An 18215-nucleotide genomic window follows, 5' to 3' on the forward strand; every position below is an offset into this window, starting at 1 on the left:
GCGCAGCATGTAGGCGTGGAGCTGGAGGTAGAGGCCGTTCATCAGCCGCAGCGGCTTGAACTGGTCCTCGGTAAGCTTGCCTTCGAGGCGGCGACGCGCCTGGTCGCGGAATTCCTCGACGCGGGCATCGACCATCGCCTGGTCGTAGCTATCGTATTTGTACATCAGATCACCCAATTGCCGATGTCGGGATCGGCCGGCTTGAGGGACAGGTCGGGGCGAACGGTCGGGCCGAGCGCGCGGACGCGCTCCTTGATGTGCGAGGGCCGGGGGGAGCCCTCGTGCATTTCGGCATCGACCGCGTAGGGAGAATTGACCCGGCGCGCTGCTTCCTCGCGGCGGGCGATCTCGTCCTCGCTGCCGGTCACGTCGGCGGCGTCTTCGACATGGATCGACCAGTCGCTGCCGGTCCACCAGGTGACCGCGCCGGTCTTGAGATCGTTTCCGGTGAGCAGCCTCATCGTGCGGCCTCCTGCGCCTGGCGGGCGAGCGCCGCGGCATCGCGTGCGGTCACCTCGCCGATGACGATCAGCGCCGGGCTGACGACCGCCTCGCGCTCGACCAGTTCTGGCAGGCCCGCGAGCAGTCCGCGCAGCACGCGCATTTCGGGCCGCGTGCCGTTCTCGATCACCGCCACGGGCATGTCGGGCGCGAGCCCGTCCTCGATCAGTTTCTCGGCAATCTGCGGCGCGGTCTTGACGCCCATGTAGATCACCAGTGTGCGGCCCTTGCCCGCAAGGCCCGCCCAGTCCTGATCCTTCAGCCCCTTGCACTGGCCGGCGACGAAGCTGACGATGGAGGATGCCTCGCGATGCGTCAGTGCGATCTGCGCAGCCGCCGCGGCGCCATTGGCCGCGCTGATGCCGGGGACGACTTCGACCGGCACGCCCGCTGCATGCGCGACCTCGGCCTCTTCGCCGCCGCGCCCGAAGATGAAGGGATCGCCTCCCTTCAGGCGGACCACGTCCTCGCCCGAGCGCGCGATGCGCACCAGCAAATCGCTGATTTCCTCCTGCGGCAGGGTGTGGTGCGAACGGCGCTTGGCGACCGAGATCAGCTCGGCATCCTTGCGCGCCAGCGCGAGGATCGCCGGGTCGACGAGGCCGTCATGAACGATAACGCGCGCGCGTTCGATCAGCCGCGCCGCGCGGATCGTCAGGAGATCGGGGTCGCCCGGTCCCGCGCCGACGAGAAAGATGGTTCCGGAATGTGACATGCCCGCAAGATGCGGGTCGGGGTCGCCTGGCGCCAATCACAATGCGTGTCTGGCGTGGAAGCCGAGATTTTGAAACCGGTGCTGTGCGCCCGGCAACCTAATCTTTCGCGTCTGCCGCCCCGCCCCTGCCCTGCGCCATGATGTCGATCAGCCGGTCGAACTGGTCGCTCGAACGGATATGCAGGTCGCGCTGGGGGAAGGGAATTTCGACGCCGTTCTCCTTGAACAGCCACCACAGTTTCTTGAGCACCGCGCTGCGCACATTGCCTACGCCCTCCTCGGGGTCCTGGATCCAGCAGTGGATGATGAAATTGACCGAACTGTCGCCGTATTCGCTCATCCAGACCGTCGGCGGGGGAGCCTTGAGGACGCGCTCGGAGCTCTTCGCCGCCTCGAGCATCAGTTCTTCTGCGAGCTTCATGTCGGCTTCGTAGCTGACCCCGACGGGCACCTGCATGCGAACGTTCTTCGACGAATAGGACCAGTTTTCGACCTGGTTGATCATCAGGTTTTCGTTGGGGATCAGATATTCGCGCTGGTCGCGCGTGGTCACGGAAACGGCGCGGATGCCGATCTTGCGGATCTGACCGAAACTCTCGTTGCCCGCCATGTCTGCCACCGCGATGACGTCGCCCGGCTTGATCGAACGGTCCATCAGCAGGATGATCCCGGCGATCAGGTTGCCGAAGGTCTTCTGCAGGCCGAAACCGATCGCCAGGCCGAAGGCGCCCGAGAATACCGCCAGTGCGGTCAGGTCGATCCCGAGGAGGTCGATCCCGAGGAAGAAGGCCGCCGCCCAGACGAGAATGGTGACGATCTTCTCGGCCAGCAATTGCTGTGCTTCGTCGAGCCGGGTCATCCGGCGCATCAGTCGCCGCCCCATCTTGCTGACGAACCATGCGAAGACGAGGACGCCGACGATCACCGCGCTGACGATCAGCACATCGAACAGCGAGATGCGGAAGGATCCGAAGGACAAGGCCACGGCATCGAGCGTGTCGATCACCGAGCCGACCGTCTCGCTCTTCGAGCTGAGCGCCTCCTTGGCGCCTTCGGCGGCGGCGACGGAGCTCTCCTCCCTTACCGGCTCGGCCAGGCTCCAGGCCTGTTCGACCGGAGGAGCGGAGGCGGTACTGGCCACGCTGGTCGGGGTTGCGCCCTGCACGTCTATCCTTCGTTCATCGCCGCGAAGCCCTTGGCAAGGTCGGCGATCAGATCGTCCCTGTCTTCGAGTCCGATCGATAGCCGGATGGCATGGCAATCCTCAAGCCCCCATCCCGCCGGGGGCCAAGGCATGACACCGCGCACGGGCTCGACGTCGAAGGGCAGCGCGAGACTTTCGAAGCCGCCCCAGCTGTAGCCGATCCCGAACAGGCGCAACGCATCGACCAGTCGGCAGCGCGCGGCATCGTCACGCCCCTTGAGGACGAAACTGAAAAGGCCGCAGCCGCCGGTGAAATCGCGTTGCCAGATCGCATGACCGGGCGTGCCGGGGAGCATGGGAGAGAGGACATGCGCCACATCCTCGCGAGCGTCGAGCCATTCGGCGATCGCCAACGCGCTGGCGCTCTGGCGTTCGAGCCGCACGCCCATGGTCCGCAACCCGCGCAGGACCAGTGCGGCATCGTCGGGCGAAACCACGTGGCCCAGTTGCTGCGCACCGAGCCGCAAGCGGCGATACCAGCGCTCGCCCGCGCTGGCCGCCCCCATCATCACGTCCGAATGGCCGCCGACATGCTTGGTCAGCGCGGTCACTGCGATATCGCAGCCGTGCTCGAGCGCCTGGAAGCCGAGTGCGGTGGCCCAGGTGTTGTCGACCAGGCTCACCGTGCCCTTCTCGCGCGCGATGCGCGCCAGCGCGGGAATGTCGCAGACCTCCATCGTCAGGCTGCCCGGGACCTCGAGCATCACCGCCCGGGTGCGCTCGCAAAAGGCGGCTTGATAAGCCTCGAGGTCGAGCGGATCGAAGAAGCGGTGCTCGATGCCAAGGCTCTTGAGCAGCCCGGTCGCGGCGTTGCGGGTCGGATCGTAGGCATTGTCCGCCACCAGCAGCACGTCGCCGCTGCGCAGCACCGCCAGCAGGGCACCGACGAGCGCGGCGAGACCGCTGGGATAGAGCACGGTTCCCGCCGCACCAGGCTCGATCGCGGTCAGCGCCTCGCACAGCGCCCATTGCGTCGGCGCGCCGCGACGGCCGTAGAAGAATTGCCCGTCCCGGTTTTGCGCCTTTCGCTCTCTCAGGTCTTCGCAGTTCGCGTAAAGATGCGTGCTTGCGCGCCAGACCGGCGGATTGACGACGTGTTGCGCGAAATCGCCCGACCGCCCCCCGGTGACGAGCCGCGTGGCGGGGCGATCATTGCCTTGGTCTCCACCCGCCATGGTCAGCGCGACGCCCCCTTTTCCTTGGGCATGTCGGGATCGGCACCCCATTCGAGCCAGCTTCCGTCGTAGAGCGCGACGTCGTCCCTGCCCGCCAGGTGCAGGCCAAAGGCGAGGACGCAGGCGGTCATCCCGCTGTTGCAGGAGGTGACGACCGGCTTCGCGGGATCGAGACCGGCATCGGCGAACAGCGCTGCGATCTCGCCGGTTGCGCGATAGGTGCCGTCCTCGGCGAAGAGTAGCGGGAAATGCACATTGGCGGCTCCGGGGATATGGCCTTCGGAGCCACTCGCCTCCTCGCCCGCGAAGCGCGCGGCGTCGCGCGCATCGACGACCTGCTGCTCGCAAGCCCCGCAATTGGCGAGCATTTCGGCCTTCGTGCGGACTTCGCGGACCGGGGTCGGCAGCGGAAATTCGGTCTGGGCGCAGAAGGCGGGACCCTCGTCCAGGCTTCGCCCTTCGGCCTTCCACTTGGCGAGGCCTCCGTCGAGAATGGCGACGCTCTCGAAGCCGTAGAGCCGGAAGATGAACCAGGCGCGGGCGGCGCTCCGGATCTGGCTGTCGTCATAGAGCACCACGTGGTCGCCGGGCGCGATTCCCAACCTGCCCAGCCGGCCGGCGAACTGCCGCGCGCTGGGGAGCGCCTTGGGCACTTCCGATGCCGGATCGACGAAGGTGACCAGGTCGAGAAACCGCGCGCCCGGAATATGCGCCGCATCGAAGTCGGCGGCGGCGTTGCGGGGGGAGTCGGGCAGGTGCATCGTGGCATCGAGCACGACGAGGCCGCCCGTCCCGAGCCGGTCGGCAAGCCATTGGGTCGAAACGAGACTATCCATCTCCGCCCGGTTAGCGGGCGCAGCGGGCGAAGTCGAGCTAGGCAAGCTCGCGCTGGGCGATGGGGGCGTAGCTGCGCGGACCTTCGTCGAGGTTGAAGGGCTGGACGCGCGTACCGCCGGGGACGCCCTGTCCGACGACGAAGGTCTTGACCAGCGCCTCCTCGCCCGGGCCGTCGATCCGCACGCGCAGCAACGGCACGAGCAGCGGATGGCGGCCCTGGCGGATGACATGCGCCTGCGCCAGCGGCAATTGCACCTGCCCTTCGATCGCGACGCTCTGGTGCGGTCCGATGCGCGCAATCTCGTGGCGGCGCTCCAGCGCGGTCGCGGCCGTGGCGAGCTGCTGTTCCACCGGCAGCGCGGCATGCGCCGAGACGAGATCGAGCCCCACCGCCAGCTGCGTCAGCGGCGCGCCGGTGCGATTGGCGAGCGTCATGCGGTACTTGAGCGTCGCGAAGGCGGCGCTGCGGATGAGCTTCTCGTGCTCGATACCGACCGCGAGGGCGTCGGGCAGCGGCACTGCGGGGCTTGCGCCGGCACCTGCAACGACCGGCCGCTCGATTTCGGGCACCACGGCCTCGCGCCGGCGCTGCCAGGCGACGAAGCCCGCACCGAGCAGCGCGATCAGGCCCGCCACCGCGGCGACGGGCAGCCAGGGGAAGTCCTCGCCCGGCGCCTCGGGCTCGGGCGTGGCCGTGGCGATGGCTGCCGGAGGAGTGGCCGTCGACGTCGGGAGCACTCGCGGCGTTGCCGTGTCGGTGGCGGCCTCGGGCGGCGGCGCGGAGGCCTGCGGCTGCGCCGCGCTCGTCGCCACCGCTCGCTGCGTCACCGTCGGGAGCGGGCTCGGCACCGGCGTCGGCCCGGCGGAGGGGGCCCGCGTCGGCTGCGCGGTCGGCGGCGCCTGCGTGGCCCGAGGCGTCGGGGTCGCCGCGGGGGTCGGGGTCGGCGTGTTAACCGCGCGCGGCGCGATGGGGACTCCGGCGCGCGTATCGGCGGGGCCCTGAGCCTGCGGGCTCGCCGAGGGCGTCGGCGCGGGCTGGAGCGAGAAATCGCTGGCCGACTGCGCCTGCGCCATGGCGGGCAGCGCGGCGGCAAGGGCGAGCAGGGAAAGGCGGGTCGAAAGATGCTTCACGGGGGATCGTTTCGCAGGAAAAGGCGCACAGTGCGGAGCCGCGCTGAATAGGTACTGAAGCGCGCGCTTCCAAGCCCCGGCTTGCGCTGGCGAGCGCTTCGCGGCAGGAGCGCGGCATGAGCGACACACCTGCCCCCAAGTTCCTCGGCGCGAATACCGCGCTGCCCGCCTCGCCCGAGGAGGCCGAGCTCGACTACGTCCCCAACCCGCGCCGGGGCCAGCTCTACATGGTCCGCTTCGCCGCGCCCGAGTTCACCTCGCTGTGCCCGGTCACCGGCCAGCCCGATTTCGCGCATCTCGTGATCGACTACGCCCCCGGTGAAACGATCGTCGAATCGAAGAGCCTCAAGCTGTTCCTCGGGTCGTTCCGCAACCATTGCGGCTTCCACGAGGACGTGACCGTCGGCATCGGCCAGCGGCTGTTCGACGAGATGCGGCCGCAATGGCTGCGCATCGGCGGCTATTGGTACCCGCGCGGCGGCATCCCGATCGACGTTTTCTGGCAGAGCGGCGCCCCGCCCGCAGGCCTGTGGCTGCCCGACCAGGGCGTTTCCTCCTATCGCGGACGCGGCTGACGGATGAGCGGCGCGCCCGCGCGTCTCCCGCTGCCCGAGCGTCTCGAACGCGATCCGGGCGCGCTGGCCGAGGAACTGCGCACCGTCGTCGCGCGCGACCCGCGCAACACCGGCGCCTGGCGCTGGCTCGGCCGCGCGCTGCGCAGGCTCGGCGAGGACGAGGCGGCGAGCGAGGCCGAGATGGCCGCGATCCGCGCCACCGCGCTCGAGCCCCAGATGATCGCGATCGCCGGCGCCATGCTCGACAACGACCTGCAGACCGCCGAACGGCTGCTGCGCCAGAGGCTGCGCGACCAGCCGACCGATGCCGCCGCGATCCGGCTGATGGCCGAACTCGCCGCGCGGATCGGCCGGCTCGGCGATTCGGAGACGCTGCTGCGCCGCGCGCTCGAGCTGGCCCCCGGTTTCACCGCCGCGCGCGCCAATCTCGCCAATGTCCTCTACAAGCAGAGCCGCTACGAAGAGGCCGCCGCGGTGCTCGACGAGGTGATCCTGCGCGACCCGGCCAACCCCGGCAATCGCAACCTGATGGCCGCGACGCTCGGTCGGATCGGCGATTACGACGAGGCGCTCAGGCTCTATGCCGAGCTGGTCGAAACCTTCCCCGACCATGCCAAGCTGCAGATGAGCTACGGCCACATGCTCAAGACGGTCGGACGGCAGGAGGATGGCGTGGCCGCCTATCGTGCGGCACTGGCGGTCCAGCCCGATCTGGGCGAGGTCTGGTGGAGCCTCGCCAACCTCAAGACCGTGAAGTTCAGCGACGAGGATGTCGCCGCGATGGAGGCCGCGCTGGCGGGCGATCCGGGCCACGAGGACGCGCTTCACCTCCATTTCGCGCTCGGCAAGGCATATGCCGACCGGCACGAGGTCGAGGCGAGCTTTCGCCACTACGAGCGCGGCAATGCGCTGCGCAGCGAGGAACTGGGCTACGAGCCCGAGACGATCACCGCGCTGGTCGACCGGACGATCGAGGTGCTCACCCCCGAATTCCTCGCCGCGCACGCAGGAGTCGGCGATCCGAGCCCGGACCCGATCTTCATTCTCGGCCTGCCGCGCGCGGGCTCGACGCTGCTGGAACAGATCCTCGCCAGCCACTCGATGGTCGAGGGCACGATGGAGTTGCCCGACATCCCCGCCATCGCCATGCGCGAGGCGAAGAAGGCCGGCGGCGACCTGCGCGATTGGCCCGACGCGGTGGCCGAACTCCCGCGCGAACGCTTCGCCGAACTCGGCGAGGAATTCCTCGCCCGCACCCGGGTTCAGCGCAAGACCGGCAAGCCCTTCTACATCGACAAGCTGCCCAACAACTGGAGCTATGCCGGTTTTATCCACCTGATCCTGCCCCATGCGAAGATCGTCGACGCGCGGCGCCATCCGCTGGACTGCTGCTTTTCGAACTTCCGCCAGCATTTCGCCAAGGGCCAGGGCTTCTCCTATTCGCTCGACCACATCGGCCGCTATTACGCCGACTATGTGCGCGCGATGGACCACTACGATGCGGTCCTGCCCGGGCGTATCCACCGCGTGATCCACGAACGCCTGCTCGACGACCCCGAGACCGAAGTGCGCGCGATGCTCGCCCATCTCGGCCTGCCCTTCGAGCAGGCCTGCCTCGCCTTCCACGAGACCGACCGGGCGGTGCGCACTGCGTCGTCCGAACAGGTCAGGCGCCCGATCAACCGCGATGGCGTGGGCCAGTGGCAGCCCTATTGCGCGTGGCTGGGCCCACTGGAGGCTACTTTGCGCGACCTTCCGCAAACCTACGCGCGCTAGCAACTTCCTTGCGTCCAGCTGCAGCTTGGCGTGGCAATTGTGCCATACAATCGACAGAAAGCTGTGTGTAATCGACCGGCGGGGCCATGTCGGGCTTGGCAAAGCGGCTGAAAAGTGGCGGTTATATGACCGGGTCGCATTTAGGGAGGTAAACATGCCATTCGAGCCTTCGACGCGTCACCTGTCTCTTGCCGCGAGCCTGCTCGCGGGGCCGGCCCTGTCGATTTCGACGCCGGTCTTCGCGCAGGACGCAGAGGGCACAACGGCAACCACGCCGACCGACCGCAACGTCATCATCGTCACCGCCAACAAGCGCGAACAGGATCTGCAGGACGTTCCTGCCTCCATCACGGCCTTCGGCACGGAGAAGCTCGACCAGCTCCAGGTCAGCGAGCTGCAGGATGCGGTCAAGTTCCTCCCCTCGGTCACCATCCAGACCGCCGCGCCGGGTTTCAGCCAGGTTTATTTCCGCGGTGTGGCGAGCGGCGAGAACGCCAACCATTCGGCCTCTCTGCCGACTGTCGGCACCTACCTCGACGAAATGCCGATCACGACCATCCAGGGCGCGCTCGACATCCATGCCTACGATCTCGCCCGGGTCGAGGCGCTGGCGGGGCCGCAAGGCACGCTCTACGGCGCCAGCTCGATGGCGGGCACGATCAAGCTGGTCACCAACCAGCCCGACTACGGCGACAGCTACGGGGCGATCGACCTCGAGGGCAACATGGTCGCGCATGGTGACCTGGGCGGGACGATCGAAGGCTTCTACAATTTCGCCCTGTCCGATCGCGCCGCACTGCGCGTGGTCGGGTGGTATCGACACGATGGCGGCTACATCGACAACATCCCCGGCAGCCGCACCTATCCGAGTTCGGGCATCACACAGAACAATGGGGCTTTCGTCGAGGACGACTACAACGATGTCGACACCTATGGCGGCCGCATCGCGTTGGGCATCGAGCTCGACGACAACTGGACGATCCGTCCCACCGTGATGGGCCAGGTCCAGACCGCACATGGCAGCTTCGCGCAGGAACGCTCCACCGCGGTCAACGACGATCTCCAGACCGTGCAGTACAATCGCGAATATTCGAAGGACCAATGGCTGCAGGCGGCGCTGACCGTCGAGGGCAAGATCGGCAATTGGGACCTGGTTGCGACCGGCGGCGGATTGTGGCGCAAGGACCGGGTCGAATCCGACTATTCGGACTACGCCTATTTCTACGACGCGCTCTATGGCTACGGGGCCTATTTCTACGACAACGCCGGCGACCTCGTCAGCCCGAACCAGTACATCCAGGGCGGCGACAAATACCGCCGCGCCTTCGGCGAAATCCGCATTTCGAGCCCGCAGACGGCGCCCGTGCGCTTCATCGGCGGACTGTTCGCGCAGCGCCAGAAGCACGAAATCACGCAGAATTACATCATCGACGGCATCGCAGACGTCAACGTGGTCCCCGGCACCGCCAGCGATATCTGGCTGACCCGGCAGGATCGCACCGACCGCGACTATGCGGCCTTCGGCGAGATCAGCTTCGACGTGACCGACCAGCTGACGCTGACCGGCGGCGCGCGCCTGTACAAGTACAAGAACTCGCTGATCGGCTTCTTCGGCTATGCGCAGAACTTCTCCTCGCGCACCGGCGTGTCGGCCTGCTTCACCACCGATGGACCGCCGCTCAACGAGAATCCCGGCGGGACGCTGGCGCCGCCGGTGGTCGACGGCTCCCCCTGTACCAATCTCGACAAGACCACGTCCGATACCGACGCGATCTACAAGCTCAACGCGACCTACACGATCAATCCCGACGTGCTGGTCTATGCCACATGGTCGCAGGGTTTCCGCCCCGGCGGCATCAACCGGCGCGGAACGCTCGATCCCTATGGACCCGACTCGCTCGACAATTACGAGATTGGCTGGAAGACCCGCTTCGGCGACGTGACCTTCAACGGCGCGGTCTATCAGGAGGACTGGAGCGACATTCAGCTGTCGTTCCTCGGGCTGAACGGCCTGACCGAGATCCGCAATGCCGGGATCGCCCGCATCCGTGGCGTCGAGGCCGATTTCACCTATGCCGCCAACGGCCTGACGCTATCGCTTTCGGGCAGCTACAACGACGCAAAGATCCGGCGCGATTTCTGTGCCATCGCGGTTTCGGATTTCGATTGTACGGTCGACGTCGACCTCAACGGCAACGGCATGATCGATCCGGGGACGAATGAGGAAAACACGACGCTCGCCCCTTCCGGATCACGACTCCCGGTCACCGCCAAGTTCAAGGGCAACGCCTTGGCACGTTACGAATTCCCGCTTGGATCATGGGACGCGCATATCCAGGGCGCGCTGGCACACATCGGCAAGCGCCGCAGCGATTTGCGACCTTTCCAGAACGCTCTGAAAGGCAATTTCGACGCCTACACGACGGTCGATCTGAGTTTTGGGGTGAAGAAGGATGGCATGCGGTTCGAACTCTTCGCCACCAACCTGTTCGACGAACGCGGGGTGATCAACAGCGGGGTCCAGTGCCTCGAGACCACCTGCGGCGATCCCGACGGGGTCAGCACGACGGGCGGTGTCTTCTACGACGTCGTGATCAAGCCGCGGATCGTCGGGCTCAAGGCTGGCTTCGATTTCTGATCCGGTGACCGCACCGACCGACACCACGGAAAGGCCGGGTCGCAAGCTCGGCCTTTTCGCTGCCATCGCGCTGGTCGTCGGCAACATGATCGGGTCGGGCGTGTTCCTGCTGCCCGCCAGCCTGGCCCCCTTCGGCTGGAACGCCGTGTTCGGCTGGCTGGTGACCATTGCCGGGACGCTGGTGCTCGCCTGGCTCCTCGCGGTGCTGACCAGGGCCCTGCCCGCGGCGCGCGACCCGATGGGCTTCGTCGAGGAAGGCTTCGGCGAAGTCGCCGCCTTCCTCGTCGCCTGGATATACTGGGTCTCGGTGTGGACTGCGGTGGTCTCCATCGCGGTGGCGGCGATCAGCTATCTATCGGCCTTCGTCCCCTGGATCGGCACGACGCCGATGGCCCCCGCACTGTGCTCGATCGCGCTCGTCTGGGCGATGACGCTGATCAACCTGCGCGGAGTCCATGCGGCGGGCAATTTCCAGATCCTGACGGTCGTGCTCAAGACGCTGCCGCTGCTCGCCGTGATCGTCGTCGCGGCGATCGTCCTCGGCGATGGCAGTGCCGAAATCCGCCCCTACGAACCCGCGACGATCAACGGCACCGACCTGCGCGGCGCGGCAGCGCTGACGCTGTTCGCGCTGCTCGGCTTCGAATGCGCCAGCCTCGCCGCCGCGCAGGTCGAGAACCCCGAGGTCAACGTGCCGCGTGCGACCATGTGGGGCACGGCGCTCACCGGCCTCATCTACCTGCTGGTGTGCTCGGCGGTCGCGCTGATGCTGCCCGAGGCGGAGGCCGTGGCCTCCCCCGCCCCGCTGGCGAGCTTCGTCGCGCGCTACTGGTCGGCCGAGGCCGCATCGCTGGTGACGGTCTTCGCCATCATCAGCTGCGTCGGCGCGATCAACGGCTGGGTGCTGATGCAGGGCGAACTGCCCCGCAACATGGCGATGCGGCGGATGCTGCCCGCCTGGTTCGCGCGCACCGATGCCCGTGGCACGCCTCTACAGGCGCTGATCGCCTCGAGCGTGATCGCGACGCTCTGCCTGCTCATCAATGCGAGCCGTTCGATGCAGGCGATCTACGAATTCGTGCTGCTGCTTTCGACCAGCGCGGCGCTGTGGCTCTATCTCGCCTGCGCGTTGGCCGCCTGGCGGCTGCGCATCGCACGCGTGGTCGCGCTGCCGGGTGCCGTCTACGCGGTCTGGACGCTGTGGGGTGCGGGCTGGGAAGCCAGCGGCTGGAGCCTCGTGCTGATGCTCGCCGGGCTCCCGCTCTACTGGTGGGCACGGCGCGGCTAGGCCGCCAGCGTATCGAGCCAGCGCGCGGCGAGCTCGCCCGCCTGTCCGGTGCTGAAGGGCGCCCCGCCGAGCGACAGTTCGAGCCACAGCCCGTCGATAAGCGCGGTCAGCGCAATTGCTGTCAGGCTTGGATCGGCGAGCTGCGGGCGCCATGCGACGAGCAGGCGTTCGAGTTCCTCGCGAAAGTCGCCATAGACCTCGGCCCGCACCGCGGCGACGGCGGCATCGCTGCGCGTGAGGCTCCAGAAGGCGACGTAGCTCGCGAGCAGCTCGGGCGAGGCGATCGGCGGGCGGAAGCTGGCGGTGAGATAGGCGAGCACGCGGGCGCGCGGGTCCTCTCCCGCTTCGGCGACCGCCTCGGCCAGCGCCTCGGCGATGCGTGCGCCGGTCCAGCGATAGGTCTCCGCGATCGCCTCCGAAACGCCCGCGAAATAGTGCCGCAGGAGGCCGGGCGAGACCCCTGCTTGCGCGCAGATCGCGCGCACCGAGACTCCCGCCGCGCCCTTTGCGGCAAGCACGCGTCCGGTCGCCTCGATCAGGCTCAGGCGGCGCGCATCGGGCGCAGCGCGGGTAAAGGCCGGTTGTGTGGTCATGGCTAGCTTGTTATACGAGCGTATAGCAAGGAGGGCGCGATGGCAACGCAGGCGGATGTACTTGGTCAACCAGACCCCCTCGACGGCTGGAGCCTCCCGGCCTGGACCTACCACGACGAGGAATTCCACCGCCTCGAACTCGAACGCATCTTCCGCCCCAGCTGGCAGGTCGTCTGCCACGTCAGCGACATTCCGAACCACGGCGACTGGCACACGCTCGACTATTGCGGCGAGAGCGTGATCGTCGTGCGCGGCAGGGACGATATCCTGCGCGCCTTCACGAATGTCTGCCGCCATCGCGCCTCGCGACTGGTCGACGGCGCCGTCGGCTGCGCAAAGAAACTGGTGTGCCCCTATCATGCCTGGACATACGACCTCGACGGCCGCCTGACCGGCGTGCCCGACAGCGCCAGCTACCCGACGCTCGACAAGACCCGCGCCGGACTCGCTCCGGTCGAGCTCGAGATCTGGCGCGGCTTCGTCTTCGTCCGGCTGGAGGACGACGGTGGCCCGTCGGTCGCACAGATGATGGCGCCCTACCAGGCGATGGTCGAACCCTACCGCTTCGAGGACCTCACCGCGCTCGGCCGCGTCACGCTGCGCCCGCGAGACGTCAACTGGAAGAACGTCGGCGACAATTATTCCGACGGCCTCCACATCCCCGTCGCACATCCGGGCCTCACCCGCCTGTTCGGCAGGAGCTATGGGGTGGAGGCCGAGACCAATGTCGACCGCATGTGGGGCGACATGGTCGAACGCGAGAGCGCCAACTGGTCCGAGCGGATGTACCAGAAGCTGCTTCCGCCCGTCCCGCACCTGCCCGAGGAAAGCCAGCGCCATTGGCTCTATTTCAAGCTCTGGCCAAACGTCGCCTTCGACATCTATCCCGACCAGGTCGACTTCATGCAGTGGCTGCCGACCGGGCCGACCACCTGTCTGATCCGCGAGATCAGCTATGTCCTGCCCGACGAAAGGCGGGCAATGCGCGCCGCGCGCTACTGCAACTGGCGCATCAACCGGCAGGTCAATGCCGAGGATACCGCGCTGATCACCCGGGTGCAGGACGGGATGGCGTCGCGCAGCTTCTCGATGGGACCGCTGTCCGACAAGGAAGTCTGCCTCAGGCACTTTTGCAAGCGCATACGCGACATCATTCCCGAGGCACGCCGCGAACACCAACCCCCTGCCGGCTGGAGCCACAAATGACAAAGCAATACGACGCCGTGATCATCGGCGCAGGCCACAACGGGCTCGTCTGCGCCTTCTACCTCGCGCAGGCGGGGTTGAAGGTGCGCATCGTCGAACGGCGCGATGTCGTCGGCGGCGCCGCTGTGACCGAGGAATTCCACCCGGGGTTCCGCAATTCCGTAGCGAGCTACACGGTCAGCCTGCTGCAACCCAAGGTCATCCGCGACATGCGGCTGGTCGACCGGGGATACAGGGTGATCGAGCGGCCGATCTCGAACTTCCTGCCGCAGGAGGATGGCGGTTACCTCAAGCTCGGCGGCGGGATCGAGCGGACGCAGGCCGAATTCCGCAGATTCTCCGATGCCGATGCCGAGGCGCTGCCCGCCTATTACGACGCGCTCGAGGGCGTGGCCGAGGTTCTCCGCGACCTTGCACTCAAGAGCCCGCCCAATGTCGGCGAAGGCTTCCGCACGCTGCTGTCGGGCGCGGCGCAAGGTTGGGGCATGGCCAGGCTGGGGCTAGAGGCGAAGCGCGACATCCTCGACCTCTTCACCAAGTCTGCGACCAGCTTCCTCGGCCAGTGGTTCGAGAGCGAGGCGATCAAGGCCGCCTTCGGTTTCGACGCGGTGGTCGGCAATTACGCCAGCCCCGATACACCGGGCAGCGCTTATGTCCTGCTCCACCACGTCTTCGGCGAAGTGAACGGCAAGAAGGGCGCCTGGGGCCATTGCGTCGGCGGCATGGGCACGATCACGCAGATCATGGCCGAGGTCTGCCGCGAGAACGGAGTGGAGATCAGCCTCGAAGCCCCCGTCGCCGAGGTCTTGGTCGACGGCGATACGGTCGCGGGCGTCCGGCTCGAAAGCGGCGAGGAGATCGCGGCGAAACGTGTGATCGCCAACGTCGGGCCCAAGCTGCTCTACGGGAAGATGCTCGCCGAGAGCCACCAGCCCGAGGATTTCCGCCGCCGGATGCGCGGATTCAAAGCGGGTGGCGGCACCTTCCGCATGAACGTGGCGCTCGGTGAGTTGCCCAGCTTCACCGCCTTGCCCGAGCCCGGCGAGCATCACCAATCGGGCATCATCCTGGCGCCGACGCTCGCCTATATGGACAAGGCCTTTCTCGATGCGAAGGTGCACGGCTGGTCGAAAAGACCAATTGTCGAAATGCTGATTCCGAGCACGGTCGACGACAGCCTCGCTCCTCCCGGCCAGCACGTCGCCAGCTTGTTCTGCCAGCAATTCGCGCCCGAGCTTCCCGACGGGCGGAACTGGGACGACGAGGAGGACGCAGCCGCCGAGACGATCATCGACACGGTCGAGGCAGTCGCGCCCGGCTTCCGCGCCTCGATCCTCGGACGTCAGGTGCTCAGCCCCAAGGGCCTCTTCGACAAGTTCGGCCTCGTCGGCGGCGATATCATGCATGGCCACATGAGCCTCGACCAGCTGTGGTCGGCGCGCCCCGTGCTCGGAAACGGTGCCTATCGCGGGCCGGTAAAGGGCCTCTACATGTGCGGCGCGGGCACTCACCCGGGCGGCGGCGTCACCGGCGCGCCGGGCCATAATTGCGCACGCGAGGTCATTTTCGACCGCGGCAACTGGCGGAGGTTTTCGGCGATCTAGCCTGGGCCGGCGTCATAGACGAGCCGGAACCCGACATTGCTGGCTCCCATCGACGGATCGCGACCGCTTCTGGCAGCGGGCCGATAGCGTTGGCAGTAGTTCGGTGCGCACAGATAGCTTCCCCCCTTCATGACCCGCGAGGGAAAATCGGGATTGCCGGGATCGTAGGCCGCTTCGATACCGGGCCCTCGGGGGTTTTCCCGGTCGTCGGGGTCGTGTCCGGCGCGGTAGAAGTCGCTGGTCATTTCCCACACGTTACCAACCATGTCGTAGAGCCCGTTCGAATTGGCAGCGTAGCAGCCGACGGGGGCGATATCCCTGTAACCATCGCTCTCTTCGTTGAAGACCGGGAAGACGCCCTGCCAGCTGTTCGCTTCGCTGGGCTGGGTAGTGTACTTCGGGTCACCCGCTGAGGCCGCATATTCCCACTCGGCTTCCGTCGGCAGACGTCCGCCCTGCCAGGCGGCATAGGCTTCCATATCCGCATAGGAGAGATGGACGACGGGTTCGTTCGGGACCGCGCCGGGCCCGTCGGGACCATAGGGCTTTTGCCAGTTCGCGCCCGGCACATATTCCCACCAGTCGGCATAATTGTTGGAGGGTTTGTCGGGAGCGACGAATACCGCCGAGCCGGGTAGCAGCATGTCCGGCGGAACCTGGTCGACGGGAACCGGGAAAAGCGCCGGATCGACGGGCTTTTCGGCCAGCGTCACATAGTTCGTTTCCTTGACGAAGCGGGCGAACTGCCGATTGGTGACTTCGTGCAGATCGATGCGAAACCCGTCGACCTTCGTCTGCCGCACCGGACCTTCCTCGGCATAGACATCGGTTTGGCCCATGGAGAACGTGCCACCCGGAAGGCTGACGGTGCCATCGGGCAAGCTACGGCAATCGCGCGCCGGCCCGGCAGTCGATCTGTCGGCGCTCCCCTCAGAGTTCAGGCCGCCCGTGAGACCGACGATCGCCAGCCCCGACCCAACCAGCAATGCAGTACCGAGTGCCATGGCGAACTTACCACGCAAAATCATGTCCTCCTAAAACCGGCTTCACCGCCGATCGCATGGCGTTTGATGGCATTCCCAAGCGTCGACCGGCCACAGAACGATCTCCATCTGCATCTGGATTCCGGCCTTACAGATTTTCCCTCGCTTTGACATCACCAGCAGCGGCAATCGCTTGGGGTGTGCTCGTCAAGCAACGCAGGGATGTCTTCTTGGGCTTTTCGCTGACGCCAGACGAAAATCGCTGCAAGAATGCCGTTCTGCAAGTATAGCGGACGCCGGGGGCTCCAAAGGCACCTGATTTCGGAATTGATTCGAACTTTCACGAAATTTTACGGGAAGATTGGGGTAGTGGGCGTGCGCTCTATTCACATGGCCGCAGTGGCGGCTTTTTCGACGCTGTGCGTGAGTTGCGGTGGAGGGAGCAGCGGGTCCGCTCCGCCGCCGGTGGCGACAACGCCTCCCGTGTCGACGCCCACCCCGACACCGACGCCTGCACCAACCCCCACACCGACTCCGCCCCCGCCCCCCGCACCAGCCACGGCGCGGAACAATATCCTATTCATCATGGTCGACGACCTTCGTCCGGATCTCGGCACCTATGGCAATCTGGTGGCGAAGACGCCCAATATCGATGCCTTGGCGCGATCCGGTGCAGTCTTCGAACGGGCTTTCGTCAGCCAGGCAGTGTGCGGGCCCTCGCGTGCGGCGCTGCTGACCGGAAAGCGTCCCAGTACGACGGGTATCATCAATCTCGATCGAACCGTGAACGACTATGCGCCCGACGCAGTGACCTTGCTCGATACCTTCAAGGCAGGTGGATACACGACAGTAGGCATTGGCAAGATCTACCATCACAGCACCGACGATGCCGACGGATGGAGCGAGCCGCACAAGGAAGCGCGCGCACCCAAGATCGATACCTTCGCGGCGTCGACAGCCCGGTGGCCGGATCGCGAGACGCTGCTGGATACGAGGGCAACCAAGCTCGCCGTGGCGGACATGGCAAGACTCAAAGACAGCGGCGCGCCCTTCTTTCTTGCCGTGGGCATCCGCCATCCGCACCTGCCCTTTATCGCGCCACAGGAAGACTGGAACAAATACTCTCCGTCCACGCTCCCTCGGCCAATCAACCCTGAAGGCCAGAAGGGTAACTACGCTTGGTCCTTCGTTCAGGGTGAGATAGGCGCCTACGCCGATCTCGCAGGCCTCGGGCGGAACCTCCCCGCAAGCAAGGCAACCGAACTTCAGTGGGGCTATCTGGCTGCGGTGAGTTACGTGGACGGCCTGGTCGGCGAACTGCTTGCGGGCCTCAAAGCCAATGGTCTCGAAGACGACACGATCGTCGTGCTCTGGGGCGACCATGGCTTCAAGCTGGGCGACCACGGCTACTGGGCCAAACACAGCAATGCAGATATCGATATTCGCATCCCGCTGATTGTCCGCGCTCCGGGATGGACATCGCCCAACACCCGAGTGTCGGGCATCGTCGAGTCGGTCGATATCTATCCCACGCTGGCCGCGATTACCGGCCTCTCCACGCCCGATGATCTTGAGGGCCTTTCCTTCGCGCAGCTTCTCTATTGGCCTACCCGGGCCTGGAAAGAGGCCGCCTTCGCCCAGTACCAGCGAGAGGCAGCCTACACCCAGGGGCTCGGCTATCTCACCGGGAAGACCGTGCGCACCGACCGCTATCGCTACACGGCCTGGATCGACACCGCCGGACGGGTGCGCGGCCAAGAGCTCTATGACCTTCAGGCCGACCCCTCCGAAACGACCAACGTCGCCCGCGATCCCAATTATGCCGACGCAGTGACAGCGCTGGAAAAGCTGCGCGTCGACGGCTGGAAGGTCGTTCGGCGGCGCGTGAGTTAAGGGACCTTTCGGACGCGCCCTCTTTTTCGCAGATCCCGGCGGCATCGCAACCGCCGCTCGGGACCACGACGGTGCGGGCGACGTGAACTCGACTGC

15 protein-coding genes and 1 pseudogene are annotated in these 18215 nt (G+C 66.5%); 7 read left to right on the plus strand and 9 right to left on the minus strand.

The genetic code is table 11. The features are described 5' to 3' along the window. The 7 genes and pseudogenes from ACN4E0_RS05075 to ACN4E0_RS05105 form a co-directional block, all read right to left on the minus strand. Positions 1-165 (minus strand): annotated as a pseudogene (locus tag ACN4E0_RS05075) (nitrite/sulfite reductase); the annotation flags it as partial. After that, positions 165-461 carry a DUF2849 domain-containing protein gene (locus tag ACN4E0_RS05080; protein WP_419566292.1) on the minus strand — a complete coding sequence of 99 codons (297 nt, stop codon included), beginning with the start codon at positions 459-461 and terminating at the stop codon, positions 165-167. The pseudogene ACN4E0_RS05075 and the gene ACN4E0_RS05080, both read right to left, overlap by 1 nt. Further along, the gene (cobA, locus tag ACN4E0_RS05085) at positions 458-1216 is read right to left on the minus strand and encodes a uroporphyrinogen-III C-methyltransferase (protein ID WP_419566294.1); all 759 of its coding nucleotides are present in this window, start codon (positions 1214-1216) and stop codon (positions 458-460) included. Before cobA ends, ACN4E0_RS05080 begins: the two co-directional genes overlap by 4 nt. Positions 1217-1313: 97 nt before the next feature. Then, complete coding sequence (locus ACN4E0_RS05090; RefSeq protein WP_419566296.1) at positions 1314-2381, minus strand: mechanosensitive ion channel family protein; 1068 nt, start codon at positions 2379-2381, stop codon at positions 1314-1316. A 2-nt stretch (positions 2382-2383) separates the two neighbouring features. Continuing rightward, positions 2384-3595 (minus strand): cystathionine beta-lyase, encoded by a 1212-nt coding sequence (gene metC / locus ACN4E0_RS05095; protein ID WP_419566298.1) that lies wholly within the window; start codon positions 3593-3595, stop codon positions 2384-2386. Between the two features lie 2 nt (positions 3596-3597). Then, on the minus strand, positions 3598-4431 hold the full coding sequence (locus ACN4E0_RS05100; RefSeq protein WP_419566300.1) for a sulfurtransferase: 834 nt from the start codon (positions 4429-4431) through the stop codon (positions 3598-3600). Between the two features lie 37 nt (positions 4432-4468). Then, complete coding sequence (locus tag ACN4E0_RS05105) at positions 4469-5563, minus strand: hypothetical protein (protein ID WP_419566303.1); 1095 nt, start codon at positions 5561-5563, stop codon at positions 4469-4471. Positions 5564-5679: 116 nt separating this feature from the next. Between ACN4E0_RS05105 and queF the strand changes: the two genes are divergently transcribed. From queF to ACN4E0_RS05125, 4 genes are all read left to right on the plus strand, one after another. Further along, positions 5680-6138, plus strand: a complete 459-nt coding sequence (queF, locus tag ACN4E0_RS05110) for a preQ(1) synthase (protein WP_419566304.1) — start codon at positions 5680-5682, stop codon at positions 6136-6138. 3 nt (positions 6139-6141) lie between these two features. Next, positions 6142-7914 carry a sulfotransferase gene (locus ACN4E0_RS05115; protein WP_419566307.1) on the plus strand — a complete coding sequence of 591 codons (1773 nt, stop codon included), beginning with the start codon at positions 6142-6144 and terminating at the stop codon, positions 7912-7914. A gap of 154 nt (positions 7915-8068) precedes the next feature. Next, positions 8069-10552 carry a TonB-dependent receptor gene (locus tag ACN4E0_RS05120; protein ID WP_419566309.1) on the plus strand — a complete coding sequence of 828 codons (2484 nt, stop codon included), beginning with the start codon at positions 8069-8071 and terminating at the stop codon, positions 10550-10552. A gap of 4 nt (positions 10553-10556) precedes the next feature. Continuing rightward, positions 10557-11840, plus strand: a complete 1284-nt coding sequence (locus ACN4E0_RS05125) for an amino acid permease (protein ID WP_419566311.1) — start codon at positions 10557-10559, stop codon at positions 11838-11840. Here ACN4E0_RS05125 and ACN4E0_RS05130 read toward each other — a convergent pair. Next, positions 11837-12433, minus strand: coding sequence for a TetR family transcriptional regulator C-terminal domain-containing protein (locus tag ACN4E0_RS05130; protein WP_419566313.1), 597 nt, complete (start codon positions 12431-12433; stop codon positions 11837-11839). The two genes, ACN4E0_RS05125 and ACN4E0_RS05130, sit on opposite strands and share 4 nt — an antisense overlap. A 39-nt stretch (positions 12434-12472) precedes the next feature. Between ACN4E0_RS05130 and ACN4E0_RS05135 the strand changes: the two genes are divergently transcribed. Together ACN4E0_RS05135 and ACN4E0_RS05140 are read left to right on the plus strand one after the other, a co-directional pair. Continuing rightward, on the plus strand, positions 12473-13639 hold the full coding sequence (locus ACN4E0_RS05135; protein WP_419566315.1) for an aromatic ring-hydroxylating oxygenase subunit alpha: 1167 nt from the start codon (positions 12473-12475) through the stop codon (positions 13637-13639). Continuing rightward, a complete protein-coding gene (locus tag ACN4E0_RS05140) occupies positions 13636-15243 on the plus strand; it encodes a phytoene desaturase family protein (RefSeq protein ID WP_419566317.1) in 1608 nt (535 codons plus the stop codon). Before ACN4E0_RS05135 ends, ACN4E0_RS05140 begins: the two co-directional genes overlap by 4 nt. Here the strand turns inward: ACN4E0_RS05140 and ACN4E0_RS05145 are convergent. Then, positions 15240-16247, minus strand: coding sequence for a formylglycine-generating enzyme family protein (locus ACN4E0_RS05145; RefSeq protein ID WP_419566320.1), 1008 nt, complete (start codon positions 16245-16247; stop codon positions 15240-15242). The two genes, ACN4E0_RS05140 and ACN4E0_RS05145, sit on opposite strands and share 4 nt — an antisense overlap. A 369-nt stretch (positions 16248-16616) precedes the next feature. On the opposite strand from ACN4E0_RS05145, the gene ACN4E0_RS05150 reads away from it, so the two are divergent. Next, positions 16617-18119: a sulfatase gene (locus tag ACN4E0_RS05150; RefSeq protein ID WP_419566324.1), complete on the plus strand. Its 1503-nt coding sequence runs from the start codon at positions 16617-16619 to the stop codon at positions 18117-18119. The last annotated feature ends 96 nt before the right edge of the window (positions 18120-18215 follow it).

Origin of the sequence: Qipengyuania sp., from assembly GCF_048550555.1 — a bacterium.
Taxonomy (GTDB): domain Bacteria; phylum Pseudomonadota; class Alphaproteobacteria; order Sphingomonadales; family Sphingomonadaceae; genus Qipengyuania.

Excerpts from the sequence above, each read along its gene's own strand:
- ACN4E0_RS05080 (WP_419566292.1), bottom strand. The coding sequence starts at position 461 with ATGAGGCTGCTCACCGGAAACGATCTCAAGACCGGCGCGGTCACCTGG.
- cobA (WP_419566294.1), bottom strand. The coding sequence starts at position 1,216 with ATGTCACATTCCGGAACCATCTTTCTCGTCGGCGCGGGACCGGGCGAC.
- metC (WP_419566298.1), bottom strand. The coding sequence starts at position 3,595 with ATGGCGGGTGGAGACCAAGGCAATGATCGCCCCGCCACGCGGCTCGTC.
- ACN4E0_RS05100 (WP_419566300.1), bottom strand. The coding sequence starts at position 4,431 with ATGGATAGTCTCGTTTCGACCCAATGGCTTGCCGACCGGCTCGGGACG.
- queF (WP_419566304.1), top strand. The coding sequence starts at position 5,680 with ATGAGCGACACACCTGCCCCCAAGTTCCTCGGCGCGAATACCGCGCTG.
- ACN4E0_RS05115 (WP_419566307.1), top strand. The coding sequence starts at position 6,142 with ATGAGCGGCGCGCCCGCGCGTCTCCCGCTGCCCGAGCGTCTCGAACGC.
- ACN4E0_RS05120 (WP_419566309.1), top strand. The coding sequence starts at position 8,069 with ATGCCATTCGAGCCTTCGACGCGTCACCTGTCTCTTGCCGCGAGCCTG.
- ACN4E0_RS05130 (WP_419566313.1), bottom strand. The coding sequence starts at position 12,433 with ATGACCACACAACCGGCCTTTACCCGCGCTGCGCCCGATGCGCGCCGC.
- ACN4E0_RS05135 (WP_419566315.1), top strand. The coding sequence starts at position 12,473 with ATGGCAACGCAGGCGGATGTACTTGGTCAACCAGACCCCCTCGACGGC.
- ACN4E0_RS05140 (WP_419566317.1), top strand. The coding sequence starts at position 13,636 with ATGACAAAGCAATACGACGCCGTGATCATCGGCGCAGGCCACAACGGG.
- ACN4E0_RS05145 (WP_419566320.1), bottom strand. The coding sequence starts at position 16,247 with ATGGCACTCGGTACTGCATTGCTGGTTGGGTCGGGGCTGGCGATCGTC.
- ACN4E0_RS05150 (WP_419566324.1), top strand. The coding sequence starts at position 16,617 with ATGGCCGCAGTGGCGGCTTTTTCGACGCTGTGCGTGAGTTGCGGTGGA.